The organism is Shewanella sediminis HAW-EB3, from assembly GCF_000018025.1.
In the GTDB taxonomy this organism is placed as follows: Bacteria; Pseudomonadota; Gammaproteobacteria; order Enterobacterales; family Shewanellaceae; genus Shewanella; species Shewanella sediminis.
In genome coordinates, this window is record NC_009831.1 from 1,703,072 (window position 1) to 1,725,017 (window position 21,946).

19 protein-coding genes and 1 riboswitch are annotated in these 21,946 nt (G+C 46.6%); of the genes, 7 read left to right on the forward strand and 12 right to left on the reverse strand.

Features of this window, described 5'->3' with window-relative positions:
* The first annotated feature begins 142 nt into the window (after positions 1–142).
* The 3 genes from SSED_RS07440 to SSED_RS24820 all read left to right on the forward strand — a co-directional run bounded on the left by SSED_RS07440 (position 143) and on the right by SSED_RS24820 (position 3,825).
* A complete protein-coding gene (locus SSED_RS07440) occupies positions 143–1,315 on the forward strand; it encodes a MerR family transcriptional regulator (RefSeq protein WP_012141784.1) in 1,173 nt (390 codons plus the stop codon).
* Between the two features lie 766 nt (positions 1,316–2,081).
* Complete coding sequence (gene ltrA / locus SSED_RS07445; protein ID WP_012141785.1) at positions 2,082–3,554, forward strand: group II intron reverse transcriptase/maturase; 1,473 nt, start codon at positions 2,082–2,084, stop codon at positions 3,552–3,554.
* A gap of 85 nt (positions 3,555–3,639) precedes the next feature.
* Positions 3,640–3,825 (forward strand): hypothetical protein, encoded by a 186-nt coding sequence (locus tag SSED_RS24820; protein ID WP_041421582.1) that lies wholly within the window; start codon positions 3,640–3,642, stop codon positions 3,823–3,825.
* Between the two features lie 82 nt (positions 3,826–3,907).
* Here the strand turns inward: SSED_RS24820 and SSED_RS07455 are convergent, their stop codons facing one another.
* The 6 genes from SSED_RS07455 to SSED_RS07480 all read right to left on the reverse strand — a co-directional run bounded on the left by SSED_RS07455 (position 3,908) and on the right by SSED_RS07480 (position 10,767).
* On the reverse strand, positions 3,908–4,564 hold the full coding sequence (locus SSED_RS07455; RefSeq protein ID WP_012141786.1) for an acyltransferase: 657 nt from the start codon (positions 4,562–4,564) through the stop codon (positions 3,908–3,910).
* The gene (gene tsaA / locus SSED_RS07460; protein ID WP_012141787.1) at positions 4,533–5,258 is read right to left on the reverse strand and encodes a tRNA (N6-threonylcarbamoyladenosine(37)-N6)-methyltransferase TrmO; all 726 of its coding nucleotides are present in this window, start codon (positions 5,256–5,258) and stop codon (positions 4,533–4,535) included. Before tsaA ends, SSED_RS07455 begins: the two co-directional genes overlap by 32 nt.
* A 60-nt stretch (positions 5,259–5,318) precedes the next feature.
* Positions 5,319–5,702: an Rcs stress response system protein RcsF gene (rcsF, locus tag SSED_RS07465; protein ID WP_012141788.1), complete on the reverse strand. Its 384-nt coding sequence runs from the start codon at positions 5,700–5,702 to the stop codon at positions 5,319–5,321.
* Between the two features lie 122 nt (positions 5,703–5,824).
* The gene (locus tag SSED_RS07470) at positions 5,825–7,144 is read right to left on the reverse strand and encodes an amidohydrolase family protein (protein WP_012141789.1); all 1,320 of its coding nucleotides are present in this window, start codon (positions 7,142–7,144) and stop codon (positions 5,825–5,827) included.
* On the reverse strand, positions 7,141–10,215 hold the full coding sequence (locus SSED_RS07475; RefSeq protein ID WP_012141790.1) for an amidohydrolase family protein: 3,075 nt from the start codon (positions 10,213–10,215) through the stop codon (positions 7,141–7,143). Before SSED_RS07475 ends, SSED_RS07470 begins: the two co-directional genes overlap by 4 nt.
* Before the next feature lie 159 nt (positions 10,216–10,374).
* Entirely contained in the window at positions 10,375–10,767 is a 393-nt protein-coding gene (locus SSED_RS07480) for an H-NS histone family protein (RefSeq protein ID WP_012141791.1), read from the reverse strand.
* Positions 10,768–11,087: 320 nt separating this feature from the next.
* Here SSED_RS07480 and SSED_RS07485 point away from each other — a divergent pair, with 320 nt between their 5' ends.
* The 3 genes from SSED_RS07485 (at position 11,088) to SSED_RS07495 (ending at position 14,783) form a co-directional block, all read left to right on the forward strand.
* Positions 11,088–11,837: an electron transfer flavoprotein subunit beta/FixA family protein gene (locus tag SSED_RS07485; protein WP_012141792.1), complete on the forward strand. Its 750-nt coding sequence runs from the start codon at positions 11,088–11,090 to the stop codon at positions 11,835–11,837.
* Entirely contained in the window at positions 11,837–12,760 is a 924-nt protein-coding gene (locus SSED_RS07490) for an electron transfer flavoprotein subunit alpha/FixB family protein (RefSeq protein WP_012141793.1), read from the forward strand. Before SSED_RS07485 ends, SSED_RS07490 begins: the two co-directional genes overlap by 1 nt.
* Positions 12,761–12,916: 156 nt before the next feature.
* Positions 12,917–13,136: riboswitch (Lysine riboswitch) on the forward strand.
* Positions 13,137–13,217: 81 nt separating this feature from the next.
* Positions 13,218–14,783 carry a Na+/H+ antiporter NhaC family protein gene (locus SSED_RS07495; protein ID WP_012141794.1) on the forward strand — a complete coding sequence of 522 codons (1,566 nt, stop codon included), beginning with the start codon at positions 13,218–13,220 and terminating at the stop codon, positions 14,781–14,783.
* A gap of 140 nt (positions 14,784–14,923) precedes the next feature.
* On the opposite strand, the gene SSED_RS07500 is transcribed toward SSED_RS07495, so the two are convergent.
* Positions 14,924–17,092 carry a M3 family metallopeptidase gene (locus SSED_RS07500; RefSeq protein WP_012141795.1) on the reverse strand — a complete coding sequence of 723 codons (2,169 nt, stop codon included), beginning with the start codon at positions 17,090–17,092 and terminating at the stop codon, positions 14,924–14,926.
* A 280-nt stretch (positions 17,093–17,372) separates the two neighbouring features.
* On the opposite strand from SSED_RS07500, the gene SSED_RS07505 reads away from it, so the two are divergent.
* Entirely contained in the window at positions 17,373–17,951 is a 579-nt protein-coding gene (locus SSED_RS07505) for a thymidine kinase (RefSeq protein WP_012141796.1), read from the forward strand.
* 173 nt (positions 17,952–18,124) lie between these two features.
* Here SSED_RS07505 and SSED_RS07510 read toward each other — a convergent pair whose 3' ends face one another.
* The 5 genes from SSED_RS07510 to SSED_RS07530 form a co-directional block, all read right to left on the reverse strand.
* Entirely contained in the window at positions 18,125–18,562 is a 438-nt protein-coding gene (locus SSED_RS07510) for a hypothetical protein (RefSeq protein ID WP_012141797.1), read from the reverse strand.
* Between the two features lie 131 nt (positions 18,563–18,693).
* Positions 18,694–19,257 (reverse strand): prepilin-type N-terminal cleavage/methylation domain-containing protein, encoded by a 564-nt coding sequence (locus tag SSED_RS25090; RefSeq protein ID WP_150104318.1) that lies wholly within the window; start codon positions 19,255–19,257, stop codon positions 18,694–18,696.
* Positions 19,258–19,655: 398 nt separating this feature from the next.
* Complete coding sequence (locus SSED_RS07520) at positions 19,656–20,312, reverse strand: 3-oxoacid CoA-transferase subunit B (RefSeq protein WP_012141799.1); 657 nt, start codon at positions 20,310–20,312, stop codon at positions 19,656–19,658.
* Between the two features lie 16 nt (positions 20,313–20,328).
* Positions 20,329–21,042, reverse strand: coding sequence for a CoA transferase subunit A (locus SSED_RS07525; RefSeq protein WP_012141800.1), 714 nt, complete (start codon positions 21,040–21,042; stop codon positions 20,329–20,331).
* 13 nt (positions 21,043–21,055) lie between these two features.
* The gene (locus SSED_RS07530) at positions 21,056–21,946 is read right to left on the reverse strand and encodes a hydroxymethylglutaryl-CoA lyase (RefSeq protein WP_012141801.1); all 891 of its coding nucleotides are present in this window, start codon (positions 21,944–21,946) and stop codon (positions 21,056–21,058) included.

Consider the following 21,946-nt stretch of genomic DNA (forward strand, 5'->3'; position numbering starts at 1 on the left):
TGTCCGGCACTACAGGAGCGGAACAGTCGGAGAAAACAGTAATCACGCAAAATAGTTAGTCATTTCTAAAGTTATTATTGACCTGTCTATAGCTTCATAGTTTAAAGTGTTCCCATTAAAATAATGGAATGGAGTAAAAACGGTGTATCGAATTTCTGAACTCGCTGTAGAAGTGGGGTTATCACGTACTGCTCTGCTCTATTATGAGAAACAACAACTTATAAAAGGTCAAAGGCAGAATAACGGGTATAGGGTTTACAACGATAAAGATCTCCAGCGTATTCGTTTGATTCAGAAACTTCAGGCTGGAGGGTTAACCCTCAAAGAGTGCAAAGCGTGCTTGGAAGCAAAAGTAGATCGCAAACTTCTAGAAAGCCGCCTGTACAAGCTGGATGAGGAGATTGCTCAAAAACAGCAGTCACGAGAACTTCTTGCGGCGATGCTTGGCGAGGGCGACCTAAAAGCATGGCATGAAAGCGTGGATAAGCTAGCTCCGGATGCGCACTTAGATTGGTTAATGAAGCAGGGTTTCAGTGAAAAAGAGGCTCTGCGATTAAAATGGTTATCAAAAGACATGAACGAACACGAACAGTATATGATTGAATTTATGAAGATCTTTGAAGCACTTGAACGATGGGCGCCAGGTAGCGAAAGTGAAACTCTGAAAGCGTTATCGCTTTTGCCTGAGCAACCTAAAGCGATTCTTGAAATTGGTTGCGGTAAAGGGTTGGCCACGACGGTACTGGCCAATAAAACAACCGCATCTATTACAGCGGTTGATAACGAACAGTCTGCATTGACAAGACTCAGTAACCGTTTTGAAGCGGACAGCTTGGCATCTCGACTCACAACCGTTTGTGCCAGTATGACGGAACTGCCTTTTAATAATGGGAGTTTCGACCTCTTGTGGGCAGAAGGCAGTGCTTACATTATGGGTGTGCCCCACGCGCTATCACAATGGAAGCCTCTACTTGATGAGGACGGAATTTTGATGATGAGTGACTTAGTTTGGTTGACTGACACGCCGAATGAGGAAGCTATCGAGTTCTGGAAGCATGAATATCCAGATATTCAAACGGTTACTACTCGTGTCAAACAGATGGAAGTTGCTGGTTATGAAGTTCTTAACAGCTTTACGCTCAGTCACCAAGCATGGCAGAACTACTATGAACCATTGAGATCGCGCATTGAAGAACTACAACCAGAAATGCAAGGCTCTCAGGCACTACAAGACATCTGTAAAGAAGTCGACATTTACAGCAACTACCTCGGTCAGTTTGGCTATCAGATGTTTATCCTAAGAAAGTGTCGTTAAACTAGCGGCTATTTTTCTTCACAGAATCAAGCACCACACCAAGGTGACATTAAGTGTTGCCTTGGTTTCTGGATATCATTAAAGTGCAGTACTCAACTAATATTAGCCATTGAATTAGAGGAACAAGGTATTTTTTGATGCCTATATTAATTTGGTTACTACCGAATTAAGCAAACACTCTAACAAGCTTGTGTCCGTGCGACCTGAAGTCGTATGAAGCGCTGTTCACCGCGATAAGAGTGAACCATCTGTATCACCAGATGACCCTAAGACTCTGAATAAAGCAGCGAGTCTGACAATGTAACGAAGTCCATTGGACGGGAACAGAATCGTGAGAGGATGTTCCTCCTGATAACCACAATCGGGTAAGTGCTAGGGTGTCAGTATGATGAACGTAAGTGAATCCATGTAAGGTGCGTTATATGCGAAACAGCGGAAGTGGTTTATACGCTGTGGCCAAAAGGCAACGAGAGTTGGAAAGAAATTGGACAGTATTCTTTCGTGATCAAATAACTCTCCGCACTATAGTGGGCATCTAACCTGACGTTGCGCGACATACGGAACAGGGTAAGCCTGTATTGCTCCCTTTGGGAAAGCGGTCTGCGAAGGCTGCCGATAGTAATGCAGGTAAAGGAGGCTAGAAAAAGCGAAGGCCGCATTGTAATGATGCGGATACAGGTTGTTATCTGGCGCGAAAGCGAGCTGACTTCTAGCTGGTCTCCCGTTGCAAGATGATTTGAAGAACTTTATTCAAGGAGAAACGCAAATGATGACTTCAATCGAAGTTAGTGCACCTCCTGACAGCGCTCAATGGCAATCCATTAACTGGAAAGCGGTTAAGCAACACGTATTAAAGCTTCAAATGCGCATTGCAAAAGCAACCCGAGAAGGTAAACACGGCAAGGCGAAAGCATTGCAGTGGATATTAACTCACTCTAAATCAGCTAAATTGCTTGCTGTTAAAAGAGTTTCTCAAAACAAAGGCAGCAAAACACCTGGAATCGACGGGATCATTTGGAACAGTGATGCTCGTTGTATAGGTGCGGTCAATCAACTGAGTAGAAAGGGCTATCATGCCAAACCGCTCAGGCGTATCTACATCCCCAAGAAAAACGGCAAACTCAGACCTTTAGGCATTCCCTGCATGATAGATAGAGCGCAGCAAGCGCTTCATCTTCTCGCCTTGGAGCCTATTTCGGAAACGGTGGCCGACCTCAATAGCTATGGCTTTCGACCTAACCGAAGCGCAGCAGATGCAATTGCACAGTGCTTCAAATGTTTATGCATGAAGTGCTCTAGCCAATGGGTTCTTGAGGGTGACATCAAAGCTTGTTTCGATAAGATAGGTCATCAATGGCTCATCGACAACATTCAATTAGATAAGCGAATGCTGAAACAATGGCTTGGATGTGGTTATGTTGATAAAGGATTGTTCTACAAAACAGCAGAAGGAACACCGCAAGGTGGGATAATCTCCCCAACGCTGATGTTGCTGACGCTGGCTGGGTTAGAGCAGTTGGTTAAGTCTATTGCTTGTAAAACAGGGAATAGAGTCAACTTTATCGGATATGCAGACGATTTTGTTATCACAGGTTCTTCGAAGGAAGTGCTCGTTAATGAAATCAAGCCGCAGCTAATTGGTTTTCTACAGGAAAGAGGCTTAACACTCTCTGATGAGAAAACGCACATAACTCATATCGATGATGGTTTTGACTTTCTGGGATTCAATCTTAGAAAGTACAAAGGCAAACTGCTCATTAAACCGAGCAAGAACAACGTTCTATCATTTTTGAGTAATCTACGTGAATTCATCAGAAAACATCCAACAATCCCCGTTAACGATTTAATCAAAATATTGAATCCGAAACTGAGAGGATGGGCGAACTATTATCGCCACAGTGTTGCTAAGCAAGTTTTCGGTTATGTAGGCCATCAACTTTTCTGGTTGTTATGGCGTTGGGCAGTTAGGCGTCATCCAACTAAAAGTAAAGACTGGGTGAGGCGTAAATATTATTTGGACGGTAAGGGACAATGGCAATTTCATGGTTGGCATAAAATAGCGAACATGGATTGTCGATTTAACCTTGTCCAAATAGCTCAAACGCTCATAAAAAGACATGTAAAAATCAGAAGCGCAGCCATACCTTACGACCCAGAATACGAAGCTTACTTAAGTAAGCGGAAATGGGCTAAGCAAGGCAGAAACTCTTGGTTCGAACCTGTTTTAGCTGCGATGTAGGGTGCTGGGTAACAGAACACGCCTTAGTGGAGGCTTGAGCCGTATGCAGTGAAAGTTGCACGTCCGGTTCTTAGGAGGGCGGCACTTGGTAACAGGTGCCGCCTATCCGACAAAATCGCCTTTGCAAATAAACCTAAATCGAAGAGGTAAACATACAGGTGTAGATGCGGCTGGGGGCGTTGGCGGCAGGGATGCCGCCGTCGAGCACACAGGGATGTGCTTGTTGCGTCCCGCAGAAGTATCTGCACTTTTGCCCACGGCAGGTGATTGATATAATTGCAGCTATGGTCTTCAAAGACTCAACGAAATAACCAAGGACAGATGGATAACTAAAAGGATGAAAAGGTGTATCCCTACACCTTCTCCCTTCGGTCGCCAATCACCCGAGCCGGGTTACCCGCCACGATGGCATAGTCGGGGACATCTTTGGTGACGATACAGCCCATGCCGATGACGGCGCAATCGCCTATGGTGACGCCATCGACGATGCCAACCTGCGCGCCTATCCAGACATCTTTGCCTATGACGACCCCCTCAGAGGTGACACTTTGCTGGTAGATAGGTTGATCCGGGTGCATTCCATGGTTGAAGGCGTAGATGGTGACGTTATTGGCGATACGGGTCTGGTCGCCTATGGTGATGCCGGCGCGGCCGCCGTCCAGGGAGCAGCCGTGGTTGATTGCAACCTCATCGCCTAAGGTGATGGGACCATGGAGAAAGCTGTCGGCGGCTATCATACATAGATCGCCTATCTGGATACCTCTTCCCGGTTCGGCGAACAGATTGATCTCGGGAGCGATGAAACAGTTCTCTCCGAATGAGACGGTCTCCAATGCCATAAAGTCGGCCTGAACCTGCTCCTGCCAAGGCTTCGCCCAGTTCAGAAGCTTAGGTTTGAGACTGAAATAGAGCCAGGGCATATGAGATAGTCGTTTCTTATGCTGGCTCTGATAGTCGGGAGTATTCAAGATGTTACCTTTAATTAACCGACACACCGGATTTAATCTCATGTACCAGAATGCGTTCATCGATGACATGCCAGAGAATATCGAGATCAAACAGGGCGACCTGATAAAGCTTAGGATCGGCTTTTGACTTCTTATAAGCCGGGCGGGGATCTTGTGCCAACACCCCAATGATAAGCTCCTCGAGGCGTGGATACTGCTCCAACTTGCTGTAACCCAGCAGCTGCGCTTTGGCTTCTTGGGTAAACGATACATCAATCAAATGTGGCGCTTCGTGTGCGATGCCGCCCAACGCATCGGGCTGAGAGTCAGAGAAGGGGATATAGGGTTTAATATCGATAATCGGTGTGCCATCGAGTAGATCCATACCTGAGATCTCTAAGATAACGCTGCCCTTCTTTTGATGGATCTTATGCAGCTTAACCACCGACTGACCAATACCATTGGGTCTGAAGGTCGAGCGGGTAGCAAAGACCCCCAGTTTTTCATTGCCTCCGAGGCGAGGCGGTCTGACGGTGGTCTTCCAGCCCTGAGACAGATTTTCATGAAAAGAGAAGAGTAACCAGAGGTGAGAGTACTGCTCTAATCCCCTTACGGCATCGATATGATTATAGGGGGCTTGCAGCTCGACGAAGCCCCGGGCCGAAGGCACGAGCCCGGGCTGTCTCGGAATGCCGAATTTTTGCTTATAGGGAGTGCGGCAGAAGGCCACCGCCTCAATTTGACAGTTAAAAGTCATATTTTTACAGATCACAGTGTTGGACTAAGAATGCATCGAATCGGTTTTGGACCGGCTCAATTATTTGTCTGTTTCAGGTGTCTTAATCGCTTGTCCTACGCAGATAGCTCTGCTGATACACGCCTGACTTTTCTCTTCGAATACCATACACTTCTTGATTAGAATCGCATTGGCACCTTTATCGGCGGCGGCCCTTCTGGCAAGAGTGCGAGCCTCACTTATCGAGGCGGGGGCGTCGTTGACGCTCTCCTGGCAAGTTTCACCTTCGACTAAGCCGATAATCTCGTAAGGCACTGAGGGATGGGTATTGCCTTCAAACACGGCGACATCCGATGCTTTAAAGTAATCGTCGATAGCTTCACCATCGAGGTTAGTATTGAACTTATAGTCGCCGGCACATGCGCTGAGAAGTAAAACTAAGGGGGCAATCAAAAGCGTTTTCATAATTCAGGCCTGTCATTATAAACGTGGGTTGGAAGCTGCATTTTGGCAATTTATGATTTTAAATCATTAAGATCGGAGTCAAACAAGCGCTTAACCTGTTAAGACTCCTTCGAGGTAGAATTCTATCGCTTTAGGTACTTTTGATAAAGCTGTTGTTGCCGATTATTTAGATCGACGTCCCTGCCATCGATATAGACCTTTTCGATCTTAGTCACCATAGGGTCGAGAATGTCGCCACCTGAGATAACCAGATTGGCTCTATACCCGACGGCGATAGCGCCCATATCCTCTACACCTAATATCTTAGCCGCATCGAGTGTGATACTTTTAAGGGCGTCTTCCCTGCTCAGCCCGTACGCGACCGTTTGTCCTGCTGCCAAGGGTAAATTTCGGCTGTTCCAGTCAGATGAGAAACCCAATGCAAATGGGACCTGCGCCTGTTTGAGCAGGGCGGGGATTTTAAAGCTCATCTCTATGGGCTCATCTTTACGCATCGGCAAGCTTAGAGTTCGAGTATAGATCACTTTTGCCTCTATCTCGTTTAAAAGTTCCGCGAGTCGCCAGGCGTCATATCCGCCAACGATAATTAACTTAAATTGATAGCGTTTTGCCAGAGCGGCGGCTTCCTCTATCTGTTTTTGCGTGTTGGCGTGCACAAACAGCTGAGCCTCTCCCCGATAGAGCGGCAGCATTGATTGCCAGCGCATATCGAGCTTACTCTTAGTCTCGGCTTTATGGGCCAGATAGTAGCGATAACCGTCGGTGAATGCGTCCGATATCTGAGATACCCGATCTTGGTAATCTTTTCTTTGTTCCTCTCTTTTTTTCGTATCACTGGGTAGAGGTTTGAGTCTGGGCCAATAGAGGTGAAAGGCTGTCTGTGTCGGCACAATCGCCTCTTCGACGGTCCAACTATCCAGCGATACCAGAGCCGATTGACCAGCTAAGCTTTCCCCCCGGGGGACAATCTGAGCATGACTGATGCCATTGACTCTGACGGTCGGGATGATCTCCGAATCCGGGTTAAAGGCGGTCAATGCCTCCAGTTGCGGATTAATTTCACCGACCTCATGGCTGTCATTACTCGGACGCATCATCTCAACTTCGACTAAGCCTAAACTGGTATCCAGCGCGATGAGTCCCGGGTAGATATGTTTCCCGCTGGCATCATAAACTGTCGCCTCGGGAGCGACGAGCTCCTTGCCGATGGCCATTATATTGCCATCTTCTATTAACAGGTCACTATCGGCCTTTACCCCATCGACGGCCGTGTGAATCGTGGCATGTTTAAAGAGGATGGCGGATGTCTGAACCGGCGCAGGTAAAATATCATGGGCCTGAACGGGCATGATGAATGTGCTCAGCATGACGAAGGGGAGGGCTAAGCTATTTTTTAAGACCCCGGATAAGCTTGAGCCTATTTTAATGTGTCCGTTTATCATAGCGAGCTCCTTCCTTGGCTGGATTGTTTCCAAACATCGAACTGAGTATCACAATGCCATTCGGGTTCGCTCTTATCTTCGATGACCTCTCCGGGCGGCAGTGTACTTTCGCTCTCTTCACTGGATAATATCTTTTGAATGAGCTCGGCTCGTTCTGCTGCAATGGACTGCTGCGCCAGCTTATCCTGTTTACGGTCGAAGTAAGGCTTACCCTGGATCCAAGTCGACTCGACCTTAGCGTAAACCGATAGGGGGTTGTGATCCCACAGTACAATATCGGCCTGCTTGCCCTTGGTGATCGAACCTAAATCGGTGTCTACTCCTAGTTGTATCGCAGGATTAATCGTAATCATCTTCCATGCATCTTCGGCGGACATATGACAATACATCATAGATTTGGCCGCCTCTTGATTTAAGCGTCGCTGCATTTCATAGTCATCTGAATTAATGCTGGTGAGTACGCCTTTGTTCTGCATCAGGCAGGTGTTTTGAGGGATCGCATCATAGACCTCAAATTTATAGGCCCACCAGTCGGAGAAGGTCGACGCAGATGCGCCGTGGTCGGCCAACTCCTTTGCAACCTTATACCCCTCGAGAATATGGGTGAAGGTTTTGACTTTAAAGTCGTACGCTTCGGCTAAGCGCAGAAACATTAAGATCTCCGATTGCACATAGGAGTGAATGTGAACATCTCTTTGCAGATCGAGTACTTCTGCTATTGCCGCTAATCGATAGTTAGGCTTAGGTGCAATGTGACGACGTTTTTCACTACTTCTGAGGTATTTATAGGCTTTAAGCTCCTGTTGATAGGCGCGGGCCTCATTAAATGCCTCACTGAAGAGAGACTTGACCCCCATACGGCTCTGGGGGAAGCGGCGGGTAAACTTGTCGCCCCAGTTACTCTGTTTAACGTTTTCACCTAAGGCGAACTTGATACTGGCCGGCGCCTGAGTGTATTTGAGGTTCGCTGCACTCTCTCCCCATCGCATCTGAATCACCTGTGCCTGTCCACCGATAGGGTTGGCACTGCCATGTAATAGTTGCGCCGTGGTCACCCCCCCGGCCAATGCACGGTAGATGGCGATATCATCGGGGTTAAGGATATCCCCTATGCGAACCTCAGAGGTAATAGCGTCTGAGCCTTCGTTGGTGCCACCATTGATAGCGATATGTGAGTGTTCATCGATAATACCTGCCGTCAGATGCTTACCGCTTGCATCGATAAGCCGGTAACCGGATGGGGTGGACAGGTTTTTACCCAGGCGTTCAATTTTACCCCGGGAGATGAGCAGATCGGTATTTTCCAGTATCCCCTGTTCATCGGAGGTCCAGATGGTGGCATTGCTGATATGCAGTTTCTCTGATCCAACTGAGCCCTCAATACCATAGGCGACATTAGGTTTAGTGAGCCTGGAGATGAGGGAACTCTCAGGTTTATCCTCTGCAAGTGGCGCAGCGATCAATTTTTCTGTGAGTATTCCAGCTATCGGTGTCAGGGTGTTGTGCTTATCCAGCATACGTCCACGCAGTCCCTGACTATCGAACCATAGCGTAAACCGGTTGACCCCTTCGAATCCGGCGTCGCTCATTTCGGCCGTAAAGTTCAGCCTTTTATCGTGATAGGAGACATTTGATAGCGTTATCTCCTGTTCGCCGCTGGAAAGCGTGCCGGTAATTTTATCACTGTTGGCTTTGCTATTATCCAACGTGAGGTCCAGGGTTAGATCGCCAATTTGGAGCTGGTAGGTTAAATCTAATAGTCGATCGTTTCGGTCAATGAGTTGCAGCTCATCACCTTGCAGCCATACGCTGTGTATGGAGCCATCTTTAAATAGGTTGCCCTTGGAGACGACCAGATCGGCCATATAGCCGGGTTTTAATCGGCCGCTGAAGTCTGCGATGCCGGCTACCTCTGCTGCTTCGGTCGTTAATGCGGCTAATGCTGTATCTTCACTAAGGCCATACTCAATAGCCTGTTTAAGCCTCGGCCAGAAAGCATCGCTTTTAATACCATGTTGAGTTAAAGCGAAGGGCACCTTGGCGCGCTCAACCGTCATCGGATTAGCCGGAGCGCGATCCCAATGTCTCATCTTTGCCAGTGAAACCTCCCTTTCTGCATCATCGTCACCGACCTCGGGTGCTGCAGGAAAGTTCAGAGGCAAAATTAAACCGTAAGAAAATGCACTGAGTTCATCAATACGCGCATATTCTTTACCGTTTCCTAATAGTGTGGCCTTGATCTCATGATCGATTGAAATTTGAGCGGCTCTTAGTTGGTCGTTTAGATTATCGGTATCGAAGACGATCTGCTCATTTTCGATATTTGAAAGTTTATCTAAGGCATTATTAAATTCGACAATGTTATTTCCGGTTTTAGAAAATGATTTGCTCTTATTCTCTTTATACCAAGTGGCATCGGCTAAGGTTTGCCTAATAAGCGCAATGCTTCCCATTAATGATGTGGGGTAGTCTTGGGGGGAGCTGCCTTTATCGAATGCTAAGAAATGAGCCGAATTCGAGCGATATATTATTTCATTCGCCGTTTTATCAGCTAGAGATAATGTAACGCCCTGACCGCGGAATATTCCATCCTGATAGCTGCTTTGTACACTTGTGAAACCATTGTTTATCCATTTGTTAGCTTGTTCACTATTAGGGTAAACATAGTTAAACCATTCTTTTTCTGAATGAATTGCCCCATTTTTGGCGTTGCCGCCTATACGCTTTATTTCATAAATGGGTGGTGTGGCTTCAACTTTAGGATATTCAAACTCGATGCCGTAATCGGTAAAGGGGTCAATAAAGCCGGGGTAGATGGTATAACCTTTTAAGTCGATGACATATGCCTGTGAAGGCACCTTATTATTTTTAATTATCTCGATAATCTTATTGTTTTCGATTAGAAGTGTCGCATCATCGAGTATCTTACCGGGTTCTATCATGAGTCTGGCATGGGTGAGTGCCGTTGTTTTAGGAGTATTATCAGTTAGTTGGTCATTTGCTTCCACTGCGGAGACATAGGGAAGTACTAAAGCCGCGAGTATGATTATTGTTTTTATTTTGCGATTCATAGTAGGGGTTATATCGATAAACGAAACATGAGGGAAAGGTTATCTTAATCTTTATGTAAACACCAATTCCTCATAGTGTTTTAACTTAATTAAAAACGCTTCTTAGAGGCATAAAAAAACCGGCCAGGCCGGTTTAATATAGAATGTACTGATGTAAGGTTAGATGAGGAAGTCATCCATGTTACGGCCTTTATCGAGTTCATTTTTAAATACAGTCGGCATACGGCCTTGGCCAGTCCAGGTGATGGTCTCACCATTAGCATCGATTGTATATTTAGCCGGACGAGGTGCGCGCTTCTTAGGAGCAGGTTTAATAGCAGCAGTACCTAGATCGTCAATCGATAACCCAACAGCTTCCATCTGCTTACGGATTTCATCGATTTTAGCATTGCGATCAGCCATTGCAGCATTAACAGCTTCAGCTTCTGATTCTCTTTCCGAGATAATTTTATCGAGCTTGACGGCTAATTCTTTTAAATCTTCAACAGACAGTTCTTTGACTGCGGCTTTAAAACGACGGCCATGAGTTAGTATTTCAAGAAAATCGCTCATAATTATTGGGGTCCAATTAATAAAAGTAAGTAACAGATATTTCTGATGGATAATAATAGGAATTAATAGAGCAAGTATCAAATAGTATTTGTATTTATTGCTCAATAATTAAATATATCATATAAACGGCTCATATTTTGATTATTTAAATAACCAAAAGTAACCAAAAATAACCATTTTGAACAAAGCCCGCTTCAAAAATACAAACGGTCGTTTGAATCGCTGTTGACGTTAACGTTAACAGCACGTAAAGTGAGTCTACTTAAGTGTAGGTTCACCCCTACTCCAACTCCGCTAGAATATGACGTAAAGGAAGCCCTATGAAAGTATTGGTGCCAGTTAAGCGCGTCGTTGATGCTAATGTAAAAGTCAGGGTTAATGCTGACAATACAGGTGTCGATACCGCAAATTTGAAGATGGCGATAAACCCTTTCTGTGAAATTGCTGTAGAGGAAGCCGTACGCTTAAAGGAGGCCGGAGTGGCTTCTGAAGTTGTTGTGGTTACTGTGGGCCCTAAAGCGGCTCAAGAGCAGTTACGTACCGCTATGGCTTTAGGTGCAGACCGAGGCGTTCATATTGAAACGGATGAGGAGTTGGTGCCTCTGTCGATAGCAAAATTACTTAACGCTGTGCAGAGTAGAGAAGAAGCACAACTTATTATCTTAGGTAAGCAATCTATCGATGGTGATAATAACCAAACTGGTCAGATGTTGGCAGCCTTAGGCAAGATGCCCCAAGCTACGTTTGCTTCAGAAGTTAAGGTTGAGGGAGGTCAGTTAGCGATCACCCGTGAGATAGACGGTGGATTGCAAAGCATTACTCTGCCGCTTCCAGCCGTCGTTACTGCCGATCTGCGTTTGAATGAACCGCGTTATGCCAAGCTTCCTAATATAATGAAAGCCAAACGTAAGCCGTTAGATACCCTCTCTATTGATGACTTAGGGGTAAGCCTGAAGTCTCATCAAAAAGTATTGAAAGTGACACCACCTGCCGAGCGTAAAGGTGGTGTGATGCTTGCGTCTGTTGCAGAGCTTGTTGAAAAGCTGAAAAATGAAGCGAAGGTGATCTAATGGCAATTTTAGTAATAGCAGAACATGATAATGCCAGTTTAAAACTGGATACTGCCAAAGTTGTTGCCTGTGCTCAGGCTATCGGCAGTGATGTGGATGTGTTGGTTGCCGGACACGAATGTGGCGCCGTTGTTGAAGCGACCACTAAACTGTCTGGTGTTAGAAGTGTGTTGGTTGCCGATGCGGCCGTGTACGCTAACGCTTTTGCAGATAATACTTCTGAGCTGATCGTAGGCATCGCTTCAGACTATGAACATATTTTGGCTGCGGCTACGAGTCACGGCAAAGATATGCTTCCTCGTGTTTCGGCGCTTCTAGATGTGGCTCAACTGTCAGAGGTCGTTGAGGTGGTTAGCCCTGATACTTTTGTTCGTCCAATCTATGCGGGTAGTGCAATGGCTACTGTGCAGAGTCTTGATGATAAGAAAGTGATGACGGTGCGCTCTAGTGCATTCGATGCTGTGGCTAACGATGGCGCCGCTGTGACGGTATCAATCGAAAAAGTCAGCGATTCACTGTCTCAGTTTGTATCCCAGAGCCTGACAGAGTCCGAACGCCCGGAACTGGGTGCTGCTTCAGTGGTGGTATCGGGTGGTCGTGGCTTGGGTAGCAGTGATAACTTCGCTATTTTAGAGCAGCTTGCCGATAAACTGGGTGGCGCTTTAGGCGCATCTCGTGCGGCCGTTGACGCAGGATTTGTTCCCAATGATCTTCAAGTGGGTCAAACGGGTAAAATTGTCGCGCCGGATCTCTACATTGCGGTGGGGATCTCCGGTGCTATTCAGCATCTTGCCGGGATGAAAGATTCAAAAGTTATCGTCGCAATCAACAAAGATCCAGAAGCGCCAATTTTCCAAATTGCCGATTACGGCTTGGAAGCCGATCTTTTTGAAGCGGTTCCACAACTGCTCGAGCTCGTATAGGTATGTGAATGCAATGTGATGCGCAGGTTGCCAGGGCATTAATTTACACTAAATAAGCGTGAACTCGATCACATTGAGCGGCTTTGGGGTAGAATCCTCAAAGCCGCTTATGTTTTTATGACCTTCACGTTTTTTGGAGCCATTCCAATTAACGTCCTGAGAAGTAGAGGTGCATTAAATATCAGTAGTGATAGCCAGGGTGATTCCGTTTATCTATCATGAAAGGATTTGATGCCGAAGTAGTAAAACATATCAAGGTTTACTGCTGGGGCTGACATCGAATAGGTGCGGCACTGCCATAGTATTTCTTATCCGGAAGATAAGAAGATTTTATACCTTTTAACATAGGGTATTGCTATGGAGCGCTACTGATAGGACAGGTGTTTTCTGAGATATTTCTAGTATCCCACCAGTTCAGTCGCCCTCCATTCGTACTTAAAACGAAGAAAATACATCAATGACAACTTTAAGTTATGCCGATTCGGCACTTTCATTGCTACCTCCTGTGGTTGCGATTTTGCTGGCGATAGTTACTCGTCGGGTTTTACTCTCTTTAGGGATAGGAATTTTACTGGGTGTGGTATTGATCACCGACTTTTCGGCGGTGAGTTCCGGTCAGTATCTGGGTGAGCAGGTTGTAGGGCTCTTCTGGGACGATGGCAGCATCAATAGCTGGAACATCTATCTGTTAGGCTTCCTTATTTTACTGGGCATGATCACGGCGCTTATCACGGTCAGTGGCGCAGCTAAAGCCTTCGCCGATTGGGCTCGCACTAAGATCAGAAATAAACGCGATGCAAAATTACTGACCATGTTCTTAGGTTGCGTCATATTTATCGACGACTACTTTAATAGCCTGGTCGTGGGTAGTGTTGCCAGACCCTTAACGGACAGGTATTACATCTCACGCAGTAAGTTAGCTTATCTGCTTGATTCTACTGCCGCACCGATTTGTGTTATCTCACCGGTTTCCAGCTGGGGTGCCTATATCATAGCGCTGATCGGCGGTATCTTAACGGCGCATGGTTTTACCGATTCCGGACATCTGAGTGTGTTTATCCAGATGATCCCGATGAACTTCTATGCCATCTTCGCTCTTTTATTGCTGCTTTGTGTCGCCTTCATGGGGCTCGATATCGGTCCTATGCGCCAACATGAGCTCAATGCGCAAAAAGGTAACCTTTATGATGAAGCGAAAGGGTTACCACCAGGGGCCAACTCGGATCTACCCGAGGCCGATAATGGAAAAATCTTAGGTCTGTTCCTGCCTATTACCGTGCTGGTGTTTGCGACTTTTTACTTTATGGTCAGCAGCGGTGGCGATGCATTAGCAGCCAAGGGGCTGGAGTTTACTCTTCTGGGCGCATTTGAAAATACAGATGTTGCATCTTCACTATTTTTCGGTGCTGCAATCGGTTTCGCATCTACACTTGCATTAGTGCTTTTCCAGGGGCTGAATAAGTCATATATCCTTCAGGGTATGGTTGCCGGCGCACGCTCTATGTTGCCCGCTATCTACATTCTTCTTTTTGCCTGGACGATTGCCGGGGTGATTGGCCAGCTCGAAACGGGTAAGTATATGGCAAGCTTAGCGACGGGTAATATTCCCTTTGCACTGCTGCCTGCCGTGTTATTTGTGCTTGCCGGACTGACTGCGTTTTCGACCGGAACGAGTTGGGGAACGTTTGGTATCATGTTGCCGATTGCCGCTGATATGGCGATGGGGACACATACCAATATGATGTTACCTATGTTGGCATCGGTACTCGCCGGGGCGGTATTCGGAGATCACTGTTCACCTATCTCAGATACCACCATTCTCTCATCGACAGGGGCGAATTGTCACCATATCGACCATGTGATCACTCAGTTGCCTTATGCCTTGATTGTTGCGGTGATAAGTTTAGCCGGTTACACAGTACTGGGTTTCACCGAGTCTTTAGCCGCAGGTTTCGCTACCTGTAGTATCTTGTTTGTCATCTCGGTTATAGTGCTTAAGATTAAAGTGAACAGGAGAGCCTGATAAGTTAAGGCTATCGGTTTTAACACTATCGGTTTTAACACTATCGGTGATAAAAGCTGTATATAAAGAAAGCCACTCATAATGAGTGGCTTTCTTATATTTGATAGTAAACGGTTTATTCTTTAGCTGAACACTTGTGGTTACTTGTCCAGGCCGCGGCGTTTAAGCAGGGCCTCGGTTGTCGGCTCTTGTCCCCTGAATGCTTTGTAAGCTTCCATTGGGGCGACACTGTTACCGACCTCTCTGATCGTCTTACGGAATTTCATGCCTATTTCACGATTTAATCCGCCTTGAGTTTGAACATAAGCGAAGGCATCGGCGGCGAGGATCTCACTCCACATGTAAGCGTAATAGCTTGATGAGTAACCGCCCGGGAAGGCGTGAGCAAAATAAGTTGATTTATAGCGAGGTGGAACCGCTGGCAGGTCTACACCATGCTTTTTCAACGCGGCGGCTTCGAAACTGACGACATCCTGCAATGGCGCTCCCGCTTTAAGTGAATGCCACTCTAAATCCAACAGGGCGGCCGACATATATTCTAATGTGTCGAAGCCTTGATTGAAGCTGCGAGACTTTAACAGTTTATTGAGCAGATCTTCGGGGATAGACTCACCTGTTTCATAGTGTTTAGCATAGTTTTCCAGCACTTTTGGATGGGCGGCCCAATCTTCTTCGAATGTCGATGGGAATTCGACAAAATCACGGGATACGGCGGTGCCGGATAAACTGGGGTAGGTGACTTTCGAGAACATACCATGGGTGCCATGTCCCATCTCATGGAACATGGTAGTGACTTCATCATAACTGACGAATGTTGGCTCTCCATCGGGGGCTTTTTTTATGTTCATCACATTGACGACAACAGGTTTACTGTTCAATAAGCCAGATTGAGTGACAAATGAGCTCATCCAGGCACCACCACGTTTTCCTTCCCGTGCGAAGTAATCGGCGTAGAAGATGGCCATGCTGCTGCCATCGTTATCAAACATCTCGTAGGCCTTTACATCCGGATGGTAAACCGGCAGATCCGGGCGAGGCTTGAATGTGACACCATAGAGATCCTCTAGGGTGAAAAATACGCCATCTTTGAGTACGCGATTAAATTCGAAATAGGGCTTTATCGAGTCACCGTCGAGATCAAATTTCTCTTTACGTACCAGTTCGGCGTAATAAGCCCAATCCCACGGTGACAGTTCAAACTCGCCACCGGTTTTGGTTATCATGGCTTGAATATCGTCGGCTTCTTTCTGAGTGTTGGCGATGACCGCTGGAACCATAGAGCCAAACATCTTATAAACGGCTTCTGGGGTCTTAGCCATCTGAGGCGTTAAGCGATAGTCTGCCCAGCTTTCATAGCCAAGTAACTCGGCTCGCTCCGAGCGTAACTGTGCCAATCTGGCCACTAAACTGGCGGTCTCATTTTCACCACTGAGGCCACGGTTCGATGACAGCTCCCATACCTTTTGGCGCAGCTCTCGGTTATCGAGTTGAGACAGTACAGGTTGGCGTGTGGTGTTGGTGATGTTGAGCTGGTACTTATTGCTGTGACCATTTGCATCGGCGTCAGCCTTGGCTGCCCTGATTGCACTTTCAGACAGGCCTGCGAGCTGCTGCTTATCATCGATAACCAGGGCTATCTCTTTTGTCATACGCATCAAGCGTTGTGCAAACTCATTGGTCAGTGTCGATTGTTCCTCATTGAGGACGCGGATCTGCTGTTTCTGACTATCGGTGAGTTTGGCTCCGGCCATCACGAATCTTTGGTGATATTTCTCTATCAGCCTTATCGCTTCTGGTGTCAGATCTAGTTCATTGCGAGATAAGTAGAGGTTGTCAATTCGTTTAAATAGTTTGGTATTAAGATTAATGTTGTCAGAATGAGCCGCCATCTTAGGGGCCATCTCACCTTGAATGGCTCTGAGGGTCGGGTTGCTGTTCGAGCCGGCTAAATTATAGAACACTTTCGACGTGCGATTTAATAGCTCACCACTCGTTTCTAAAGCAACTATGGTGTTGGCAAACGTCGCCGGTTCCGGATTGTTGGCAATTTCAAGGACTTGTTGGTAATGCTCTGTTATTCCCTGTTCTAATGCCGGCTGAAAGTGCTCATCCTTTATCAGGCTAAAGTCTGGCGCTTGATATTGAAGTGTACTGGCTTGAAACAGTGGGTTCTGAGTTTGCAGGCTCTGAGTTTGTAAGTGCTCAGTTTGCGATGCTGAAGTCGATTTTTGCTGAGTCGTTGCAGTACCGGAGCAGGCGCTCAATGCCAGTGTTGCGGTAATCGTTACCGCCAGTAGTGTTTTGTGCATGAATTGATGATTTCCTTTTGGTTTTGCCTTCAATCTAGCAATTGTTTATTAAGCGTATCTGAAACAGCATGAGTGTTGCTTTTGGTTAATTTACTTGTGCTAAATAGTTCAAAATACGTAGAGATTTCTATCTGTTCTTCATCATTGGATGAAGAGGCTATGATAATATGATTTTGTTCTGATTAAGTTGATGCTATGCACACTGTGGCCGGATTCAGCGTGATTTTGATGAAGTAAAAGTGTTAAGATATTGCAGAATTTAAGCACTGGGGATTTCAGTTTGGCGCAACTCTATTTTTATTACTCGGCGATGAATGCCGGTAAATCAACTTCTTTATTACAGTCCTCTTATAACTACCGCGAACGCGGAATGAATACCTTAGTGATGACGGCATCTATCGATGACAGATATGGAGTAGGTAAAGTCGCGTCAAGGATCGGTATAGAAACCGAGGCTCAGGTGTTTGCAAGCGGCGATAATCTGGCCAATATGATTGAAGCTGCACTCGAAGAGCAGCCGCTGCATTGTATCTTGATTGACGAGTCACAGTTCTTAAGCAAAGAACAGGTAAAACAGTTGACTCACGTCGTCGATAACTTGGATATTCCCGTCCTGTGTTATGGTCTTAAAACCGACTTCCAGGGTGAACTTTTCACTGGTAGTCAATATCTGGTCGCATGGGCCGATAAGTTAGTCGAACTTAAGACTATCTGTCACTGTGGCCGAAAGGCGAACATGGTCGTGCGCCTCGATGGTGAAGGTAAGCCGATGCAGGAAGGCGAGCAGGTAGCGATAGGTGGCAATGAGAGTTACGAGTCAGTTTGTCGTAAACACTTCAGAGAGTTCCTTTGGGATTAGACTATTAATATAAGTGCTTATTTGCGGTAATGAAGTTACGTGGTTCTAAGTTCCGTCGTAAACACTTCCGTGAGTTCCTTTGGGACTAAGCTTAGCTATAAGCTATAAGCTATAAGCTATAAGCTATATGTGATAAAAGTAAACGGCGAGATAAGGTGACTTATCTCGCCGTTTTAATCTAGTTTAGACAGCAAGTGGCGGACCTCTTCACGGGTGTCATCTATCGCATCGACTACCGCCACGGCGCTCGATTCACTGTCAGGCATACTTTGCCAGTTAGATTGCCACGCCAGCTTGAGCTGTTCCGCCGATTCCTCGACCTTCGCCTCGGTTATCATACCCAAGTCGGCGATCAAGTTGACCTTAATCCAGCCTCTCCTCGGGTTTCCTGCGACCGGATCTTTATCATAATGTGCCGCGTATACGATCCCTTCGAGCTCAGAAAGTTGCAGCAAGAGTTCGAAACTTGCCGAGCGCATATTACTGTTGTATTCGCTGATCTCCATACGCCAGACATTATAACTGAACCCCACCAGGGCAAATAACATGCTGAACACAGCGGTGATTTGGAAAATTGATATTTTCTGATCACCTTGCAGGCTGAGTCTCATATGGGCCCCCTTAGAGTCACTTACTTAACGGCCTTTCTTTTAATTTAGTTAAAACATGCATGAACTGAAATAGTAGTTAAACCTACCAAATTTATCTATGAGTACTCAAGAGGTGAGTATACTTTTAAGAATTAGCAATCGTCGGTGACGGCACGAACATAATAGCTATAGGCTGGAACCGGAGAGCGATATTCGACGTGGCATTTGAACTTCTCACTTTGGATATCTGCTAACTTGTCGGCAAATTTCTTGGGGACGGCAGCAAATGAGCCGTTAGCACCTGTGCCGAATACAAAATCTTCGTCGGATAATCCCATAACCGTTGTGAAGTTATCCTCTACTATGGTATCTGATTGAGAGGTTCCTGCTGCCATCGGGTAGCCACTTGATACGTACAGACGGGTGCCCGATACATCTACATAGAAGTAACCTACGTTTCTATCCCAGTTCGGATGGTTGTTACATGTCCCATCACAGTCTTGCTTATCAGCGATGCCGTCGATCTGGGTTTTACTGTGCACTATCTGATTCATCGAGGCGATAGAACCTGCAACTCCTTCGAGGCTAGATGTCTGTGCTTCGCTACTCAAAGAGAGAAACTTAGGCGCTGCGATGACACTTAATATGCCCAGAATAATGATCACTATGACCAATTCAATCAGGGTAAAACCTTGCTGTAGTTTATTTGAGCTCACAATCGTATATTTCATATTACTAATAATGGGCGAAATATACTGAAATTCAACTTGCCACACAAGTAATCTTCAGAGTATTTACGAATAAAACATCAACAATTTCAATGTGTAAATGATTGGTGGTTGTTTTGTGCTCAATTGGTTTTTGGTTGGTTATCACTTAGTGTGGGGGTGGTGCTTATTGGTTTTGAATATGTTGTTGATGTTATGTGTGAGCGTTTTTTTATCAATAACTTTACCTTTGGTTGTGATTTTAGCTGTCACAGGGCGTAACTCATTGATACGTGTGTAAGTATGGGTGCGAGGTTGAGTTAGGAGAGAGGCTAGATTATAAAAAAGCCCAGATTAGGTCTCTGGGCTACCAAGAAGCTTGTGTTTCTCATTAAGAGGGGAAGGTATTAGAACTTCATCTCTGGTACATGTTCAGGGACGATAAGTTTACCTGCTGTCTTAGCCACGATCTCTTCAACGCTAACGCCTGGAGCACGCTCTAATAGATGGAATGCACCATCTTTAATCTCCATGAAAGCTAAGTCGGTTAGTACGCGCTTGATGCAGCCAAAACCTGTCAGGGGCAGCTCGCACTTAGGCAGTAGCTTCGAGTTACCCTTTTTATCGGCATGCATCATGGTGACGATAATATTGTCTGCACCAGCGACCAGGTCCATGGCACCGCCCATCCCCTTGATAAGCTTTCCGGGGATCATCCATGACGCGATCGAGCCCTGCTCGTCAACCTCGAAGGCACCCAATACGGTAAGATCCACATGACCGCCGCGGATCATGGCGAAGCTTTCTGCCGATGAGAAGAAAGAGGCGCCATCGACGGCCGTGACCGTCTGTTTTCCAGCGTTAATCAGATCTGCATCTATGGTCTCTTCGGTGGGAAATTCTCCCATGCCAAGTAGTCCATTCTCAGATTGCAGCATGACTTCTATATCTTGTGGGATATAGTTAGCCACTAAGGTGGGAATACCTATGCCTAAATTAACGTAAAAGCCATCTTTAAGTTCCTGGGCTACACGTTGTGCGAGTTGTTCTCTGGATAATGCCATGATGTCTCCCTCCCTTTTAAAGAATAACCGGTGCGGCTTTAACGGTACGTTGCTCGATACGTTTCTCAAACTTGCCCTGAATGACACGGTTCACGTAGATACCGGGTGTGTGGATATGATCCGGGTCTAACTCTCCGGGCTCGACGATCTGCTCCGCCTCAACCACAGTGATCTTGCCAGCCGTAGCCATCATAGGGTTGAAGTTTGCCGCGGTTTTACGGAAGACTAAATTCCCCATGGTATCGGCTTTCCATGCCCGTACTAAGGCGAAGTCGGCAGTCAATGCAGGCTCGAGCACGTAGTGGCGACCATCGATCTCCCGGGTCTCTTTACCTTCGGCGATAGGGGTACCATAGCCCGTTGCGGTAAAGAAGGCCGGGATCCCGGCGCCGCCCGCACGGATTTTCTCTGCCAGCGTCCCCTGAGGAGTCAAAATCACCTTCAGCTGGCCCGATAGCATCTGCTGCTCGAAGGTGGCGTTTTCGCCGACATAGGAGGCGATCATGGTATCTATCTGACGACTCTTAAGTAGTAAGCCAAGGCCGAAATCATCGACTCCGGCATTGTTTGATATAGCGGTCAGGCCGCTGACTCCGGACGTAACCATCTGTGAGATAAGCCCTTCAGGAATGCCGCACAGGCCAAACCCGCCGACCATTATGGTCATATCATTACTTAAGCCTTTAAGAGCTTCTTCATAACTGCCAACAACTTTATTGAGTCCTGCCATTATTTTTGTCTCCTTATTTGCCCATCGCTTGAGCGACCTTTGAGCCGGTTGTTTTGCCCAGTGTCTGACTTATTGCATCTCCTGCACTCGCTAACAAGCGCAGATCGATGCCGGTATCTATCCCTAATCCATGCAACATATAGACTAAATCTTCGGTGGCTAAGTTACCCGATGCACCTTTGGCATAGGGGCAGCCACCGAGGCCCGCAACCGAAGAGTCGATAACGCTCACTCCGGTTTCTAAACAGGCCAGAATGTTGGCCAGTGCCTGGCCGTAGGTATCATGAAAGTGTAGTGCGAGTTTGTCGACAGGAACCTTGCGGCTCACCTCTTCAACCATTTTACGGGCATTGTGCGGTGTGCCAACGCCTATGGTGTCACCCAGTGAAATTTCATAACAGCCCATCTTGTAAAGGATTTCAGACACCCGAGCGACTTCACTCGAGGGGATATCTCCTTCATAGGGGCAGCCCAGCACACAGGACACATAGCCTCTGACCGGAACATTAGCAGCCTGAGCCCGCTCTATTACAGGAATAAAGCGCTCTATCGACTCCTCGATGGAGCAGTTGATGTTGCGTTGACTGAAGCTTTGAGAAGCGGCACCGAATATGGCGACTTCGTCGGCTCCCGCGTCAAGGGCAAGTTCCAGTCCCTTTAAGTTGGGGGTCAAGGCGCTGTAGGTCACGGCGCTGTTTCGGTTGATGTTTTTAAGCACCTCTCCCGAGTCGGCCATCTGTGGTACCCACTTGGGAGAGACAAAGCTCGCAGCCTCGATACGCTTGATGCCAGCATTGGCTAAACCTTCTATTAAGGCTATCTTGTCTTGCGTGCTGACACTCTTTTCATTTTGTAAGCCGTCACGGGCGCCAACTTCGAAAATACTGACCTGATTTGGAAGCAT